Consider the following 6,337-nt stretch of genomic DNA (forward strand, 5'->3'; position numbering starts at 1 on the left):
GGGGCCCCTCCCAGCGGTAGCTGGGGGAGTTTGAGGCGCGGGGTCTGGGGCGGAGCCCCAGGGGGACGGGCGGAGCCCGGACTTCATGACGCGGCCCCCGCCGCCCCCGGAGGGGAGGCGGGGGCCCCGGGGTTGTCAGACCCGAGCGGCAGCGGCGTCGGCGGCCTGGGCCTTCAGGGCGCGTTCCACGCCCGCCCGGGACTCCGAGACCAGGCGGCGCAGACCCGCGTTCGGCTCGGCCGAGGCCAGCCAGGCGTCCGTCGCGTCCAGGGTCTCCTGGGAGACCTGGAGCGACGGGTACAGCCCCACCGCGATCTGCTGCGCGATCTCGTGGCTCCGGTTGTCCCAGACCTCCTTGACCACCGCGAAGTACCGCTCCGCGTACGCCGCGAGCAGCTCCCGCTGGTCGGTCTGGACGAAGCCGCCGATCACGGCCTCCTGCACCGCGTTCGGCAGGTCCGCGGAGTCGATGACCGCCGCCCACGTCTCGGCCTTGGCGTCGGCCGTCGGGCGCGCGGCCCGCGCCGTCGCCGCGTGCCGCTCACCGGCCGCCGTCGCGTCCCGCTCCAGCTCGGCCGCGATGGCCGGCTCGTCGGCGACCCCGGTCGTGACCAGGCGCTCCAGGAACGCCCACCGCAGCTCCGTGTCCACGACCAGGCCCTCGACCGTCTCGGACCCGTCCAGCAGCGCCGCCAGGTGGGCGAGCTGCTCCTCGGTGCGGGCCGTCGCCGCGAAGGCCCGCGCCCACGCCAGCTGGTGGTCGCTGCCCGGCTGGGCCGTCCGCAGGTGCTCCAGCGCGGCCTCGGTCCAGGTCGCCAGGCCCTGCTCCCGCCACGCCGGATCGGCGTACAGGTCCACGGCCAGCTTCACCTGACGGTGCAGGGACTGCACGACGCCGATGTCGGACTCCTTGCCGATCCCCGACAGGACCAGCGCCAGGTAGTCGCGGGTGGCGAGCTCGCCGTCCCGCGTCATGTCCCAGGCGGAGGCCCAGCACAGGGCGCGCGGCAGCGACTCGGTGAAGTCGCCGAGGTGCGCGGTGACGTTGGCCAGCGAGACCTCGTCCAGACGGACCTTCGCGTAGGACAGGTCGTCGTCGTTGAGCAGCACCACCGCCGGACGCGCACGGCCCGCCAGCTCCGGCACCGCCGTCAGCTCGCCGTCGATGTCCAGCTCGATGCGGTCCGTGCGGACCAGCTTGCCGTCCCGGAGCTCGTACAGGCCGACCGCGATGCGGTGCGGCCGCAGCACCGGCTCGCCCTTGGCGCCCGCGGGCAGGGCCGGGGCCTCCTGGCGGACGGCGAAGGCGGTGATCACACCGTTCTCGTCCGTCTCCACCTCCGGGCGCAGGATGTTGATGCCGGCCGTCTCCAGCCACGCCTTCGACCAGGCGGTCAGGTCGCGGCCGGAGGTCTCCTCCAGGGCGCCCAGCAGGTCCGACAGGCGCGTGTTGCCGAACGCGTGCGCCTTGAAGTAGGCCTGCACGCCCTTGAAGAAGGCGTCCTGGCCGACGTACGCGACGAGCTGCTTGAGCACCGAGGCGCCCTTGGCGTACGTGATCCCGTCGAAGTTGACGAGGACGTCGTCCAGGTCACGGATGTCCGCCATGATCGGGTGCGTGGAGGGCAGCTGGTCCTGCCGGTACGCCCAGGTCTTCATGGAGTTGGCGAAGGTGGTCCAGGCGTGCGGCCACTTCGAGCCCTCCGCGTACGCCTGGCAGGCGATGGAGGTGTACGTCGCGAACGACTCGTTCAGCCACAGGTCGTTCCACCACTCCATGGTGACCAGGTCGCCGAACCACATGTGCGCGAGCTCGTGGAGGATCGTCTCCGCGCGGACCTCGTACGCCGCGTCCGTCACCTTGGAGCGGAAGACGTACTGGTCGCGGATGGTGACCGCGCCCGCGTTCTCCATCGCGCCCGCGTTGAACTCCGGGACGAAGAGCTGGTCGTACTTCGCGAACGGGTAGTCGTACGCGAACTTCTCCTGGAACCAGTCGAAGCCCTGCCGGGTGACGTCGAAGATCTCGTCCGCGTCGAGGAACTCGGCCAGCGAGGGACGGCAGTAGATGCCGAGCGGGACGGACTGCCCGTCCGGGCCCTCGTAGCTGCTGTGCACGGCGTGGTACGGGCCGACGATCAGCGCGGTGATGTACGAGGAGATCCGCGGGGTCGGCTCGAAGGCCCACACGCGGTCCTTCGGCTCCGGCGTCGGGGAGTTCGAGATGACCGTCCAGCCCTCGGGGGCCGTCACGGTGAACTGGAACGTCGCCTTCAGGTCGGGCTGCTCGAAGCTGGCGAAGACCCGCCGCGCGTCCGGCACCTCGAACTGGGTGTACAGGTAGGCCTGCTGGTCGACCGGGTCGACGAAGCGGTGCAGGCCCTCACCGCTGTTGGTGTAGGCGCAGTCCGCGACGACGCGGAGCTCGTTCGCCCCGGCGGCGAGGCCGGGCAGCGCGATCCGGGAGTCGCGGAAGACGGCGGCGACGTCCAGCGCCTTGCCGTTCAGGACGACCTCGTGGACGGCCGGCGCGACCAGGTCGATGAAGGTCTCGGCGCCGGCGTCGGCCGACTGGAAGCGCACGGTGGTCACGGACGGGAACGTGCCGCCCTCCTGCGCACCGCTGAGATCCAGTTCGACCTCGTACGAGTCGACGGTGAGCAGCTTCGCCCGCTGCTGAGCCTCTTCACGGGTGAGATTCGTGCCAGGCACGCGGTCATCTCCTTTGATGGTGACGTTGCCCGGCCATCCTTCCACGGGGGCGGCGTCACCGTGGCGGAGTAATCCACGGGCGAACGCGAGGTCCGATTCCTGCCAGCCCCGCGGGCCCGCGGGCCGCACGCTGGACCCATGACCACTGTGACACGCCACACCGTGCTCCCCATCGCCCCCGCCGCCCTCGCCGCGCTCCGGGAGCGCGACGACGCCGGGCGCGCGTGCGTCCCGTACGAGGACACCGAGGGCGGCGCGCCGCTGCGCTGCTGCCTGCGCGGCAGCCGGCCCGGCGAGCGGATCGCGCTCGTCTCCTACGCGCCGCTGCGGCGCTGGGCCGCCGCGACCGGCGCACGGCCGGGGGCGTACGACGAGCAGGGGCCCGTCTTCGTCCACGCCGAGGACTGCGGCGGGCCGGCCGGCGGCGAGGGGTACCCGTTCGCCCGGACCGGTGTGCAGCGCGCCGCCCGGCGGTACAGCGCCCGCGGGCACATCCTCGGCGGCCGCGTCCTCACCTTCGGCGAGGACCCCGACGCGGAGCTCGGGCGGGCCCTGGACGAGGCCTTCGCCGATCCGGAGGCCGCCCTCGTGCACGTCAGGGCAGTGGAGTACGGCTGCTTCCTCTACGAGGTCAGGCGCCCCTGACGCGGCGAGGGGCGGCGCCGTGGCGGCGCCGCCCCTCCCGTGGTGCCGTGGGCGTCAGCCGCGCAGCTCCTCGGCGACCAGCTCCGCGATCTGCACGGCGTTCAGCGCCGCGCCCTTGCGCAGGTTGTCGTTGGACAGGAACAGCGCGATGCCGTTGTCGACCGTCTCGTCCACGCGGATGCGGCCCACGTACGAGGCGTCCTTGCCGGCGGCCTGGAGGGGGGTCGGGATCTCGGACAGCTCGACGCCGGGGGCGTCCTTCAGCAGCTCGTACGCGCGCTCGACGCTCAGCGGGCGCGCGAAGCGGGCGTTGACCTGCAGCGAGTGGCCCGAGAAGACGGGAACGCGCACGCAGGTGCCGGAGACCTTGAGCTCCGGGATCTCCAGGATCTTGCGGGACTCGTTGCGGAGCTTCTGCTCCTCGTCGGTCTCGAAGGAGCCGTCGTCGACCAGGTTGCCCGCGAGCGGGACCACGTTGTACGCGATCGGGCGCTTGTAGACGGCCGGCTCCGGGAAGTCCACGGCGCCGCCGTCGAAGGTCAGCTGGTCGGCGGTCTCGGAGACGGCGCAGGCCTGGCCCTTGAGCTCGGCGACGCCGGCCAGGCCGGAGCCGGAGACGGCCTGGTAGGTGGTGGCGACCAGCGCGGTCAGGCCGGCCTCGTCGTGCAGCGGGCGCAGCACGGGCATCGCGGCCATGGTGGTGCAGTTCGGGTTCGCGATGATGCCCTTGGGGCGGTTCTTGATCGCGTGCGGGTTGACCTCGGAGACCACGAGGGGGACCTCGGGGTGGCCGCGCCAGGCGGAGGAGTTGTCGATCACGACGGCGCCCTGTGCGGCGACCTTCTCGGCGAGGGCCTTGGAGGTGGCGCCGCCCGCGGAGAAGAGCACGATGTCCAGGCCGGAGTAGTCGGCCGTGGAGGCGTCCTCGATGGTGATCTCCCGGCCCTCCCACTCCAGGGTCGAGCCCGCCGAACGGGCCGAGGCGAACAGCCGCAGCTCGTCCACCGGGAACTTGCGCTCGGCCAGGATGCCGCGCATGACTCCGCCGACCTGTCCGGTGGCTCCGACGATTCCGACCCTCACGGTGACTCCTCTTGGTACGTGGGCGCGTGCGCGCGTGGGGCCATCATGCGTTCGACCCCACGAGGCTTGTCCAATCCATTGTCCGAGGTGCGGACGGTGTCCTGGGTGTGAACCCCCGTGACGAGTCCGTGGCGGGCGTGTTGCAGGTGCCCCGAACTGCCGTTTTGCCTGGTCACGACCGGTTAGCGTCCATTCTGCCGTGCCCGGTATCCGGACGTGGCGTACCAGAGACCGAACCGCTCACCTCGGGGAGAACACCGTGCGGGACATCCGCCACCGCCGCCGCTCGATACCGGCCCTCGCCGCCCTCGCGGCCGCCGCCGTCGCCGCGCCCGTCCTGATCGCCGCCGCTCCGGCGTCGGCCCACGACAACGACCACCAGGACCGGCGCGGGGCCAGGCTCGCCAAGGAGCTGGTGGAGGAGGTCACCGCCCGCGGGGCCTACCGCCACCTGGCGAAGTTCCAGCAGATCGCCGACGCCAACGGCGGCAACCGCGCCGCGGGCACCCCGGGCCACGCGGCCTCCGCCGCGTACGTCCACGACACCCTGAAGAAGGCCGGGTACGAGGTCTCGTACCAGGACTTCGACATCTACGAGGCGCACACGAAGACGGAGAAGACGACCGTCCTCGGCGAGGGCGGCCGCGAGCTGGCCACCGCCGCCTTCACCTTCACCAAGTCCACCCCGGCGGGCGGCCTCGTCGCCCCGCTCGCCCTCGCCCGGGTCGACGAGACCCCCGGCTGCACCGCCGACGACTACGCGAGCGGCACCTTCACCGGGAAGATCGCCCTGGTCAAGCGGGGCTCCTGCACCTTCGTGGAGAAGCAGAAGGCGGCCGCCGAGGCGGGCGCGCTCGGCGTGATCGTCTACAACCACAGCGGCACCACCCCGGTGCGCGGCGGGTTCTCCTCCCCGGCCGAGGGGGTCATCCCGAGCGCGGGCATCACCCTGGCCGACGGCGAGGCGCTGACCGCGGCCGCCGCCAAGGGGGAGGTGAAGGTGCGTCTGGACCTGGACCAGGAGCACGTGAAGAAGACCACCCGCAACGTGATCGCCGAGACGAAGGGCGGCCGCGCCGACCGCGTGGTGACCCTCGGCTCCCACCTCGACTCGGTGCCCGAGGGCCCGGGCATCAACGACAACGGCTCGGGCTCGGCCGGTCTGCTGGAGGTGGCCCTGGGGCTCGCCGACGAGGGTGCCAACAAGAAGGGCAAGGGGACCGCGAACAAGGTCCGCTTCGCCTGGTGGTCGGCGGAGGAGCTGGGCCTGCTGGGCTCCGAGCACTACGTCGCGCAGCTGTCGGAGAAGCAGAAGAAGGACATCGCGCTCTACCTGAACTTCGACATGATCGCCTCGCCGAACCCGGCGCAGTTCGTCTACGACGGCGACGACTCGGACAAGACGGGCGAGGGCGCGGGCCCGGCCGGCTCGGCGCAGATCGAGGCGCTGATCAACGGCTTCCTCGACAAGAAGGGCAAGCCGCACGAGGGCAGCGACTTCGACGGCCGCTCCGACTACGGCCCGTTCATCGCGAACGGCATCCCGGCGGGCGGCACCTTCACCGGTGCCGAGGGCATCAAGACCGCCGAGCAGGCCAAGCGCTACGGCGGCACGGCCGGCGCCGCGTACGACCCGAACTACCACGGGGCGGGCGACACCCTGAAGAACCTCGACCTCAAGGCCTTCGACACCAACCTGGACGTCATCGCGCACGCGGTGGGCACCTACGCGCAGGACCTGAGCTCGATCGGGAAGTGACCCGGTAGACGGCCCGAGGGGGGCCGGGGTACGGCGAAGGGGCGGGCGCCCGATGCGGGCGCCCGCCCCTCCGGCAAGCCGTCACCCCCGCACGGGAGTTACGGGAGGACCTTCTCGATCTGCACGCTGCCGAGGCCG

The 6,337-nt window shown here is 72.1% G+C and carries 4 protein-coding genes; 2 read left to right on the forward strand and 2 right to left on the reverse strand.

The features are described from left to right. Positions 1 to 135: 135 nt before the first annotated feature. A complete protein-coding gene (pepN, locus tag ACFV0Q_RS36800; RefSeq protein ID WP_385011677.1) occupies positions 136 to 2,712 on the reverse strand; it encodes an aminopeptidase N in 2,577 nt (858 codons plus the stop codon). A gap of 138 nt (positions 2,713 to 2,850) precedes the next feature. Here pepN and ACFV0Q_RS36805 point away from each other — a divergent pair, with 138 nt between their 5' ends. Continuing rightward, the gene (locus tag ACFV0Q_RS36805) at positions 2,851 to 3,357 is read left to right on the forward strand and encodes a DUF1203 domain-containing protein (protein WP_385011679.1); all 507 of its coding nucleotides are present in this window, start codon (positions 2,851 to 2,853) and stop codon (positions 3,355 to 3,357) included. 54 nt (positions 3,358 to 3,411) lie between these two features. Here ACFV0Q_RS36805 and ACFV0Q_RS36810 read toward each other — a convergent pair whose 3' ends face one another. Then, positions 3,412 to 4,440 (reverse strand): aspartate-semialdehyde dehydrogenase, encoded by a 1,029-nt coding sequence (locus ACFV0Q_RS36810; protein WP_385011682.1) that lies wholly within the window; start codon positions 4,438 to 4,440, stop codon positions 3,412 to 3,414. 259 nt (positions 4,441 to 4,699) lie between these two features. Between ACFV0Q_RS36810 and ACFV0Q_RS36815 the strand changes: the two genes are divergently transcribed. Further along, positions 4,700 to 6,199 (forward strand): M28 family metallopeptidase, encoded by a 1,500-nt coding sequence (locus tag ACFV0Q_RS36815; protein WP_385011685.1) that lies wholly within the window; start codon positions 4,700 to 4,702, stop codon positions 6,197 to 6,199. Positions 6,200 to 6,337: the final 138 nt, after the last annotated feature.

The organism is Streptomyces sp. NPDC059564 (assembly GCF_042735575.1).
Classification (GTDB): domain Bacteria; phylum Actinomycetota; class Actinomycetes; order Streptomycetales; family Streptomycetaceae; genus Streptomyces.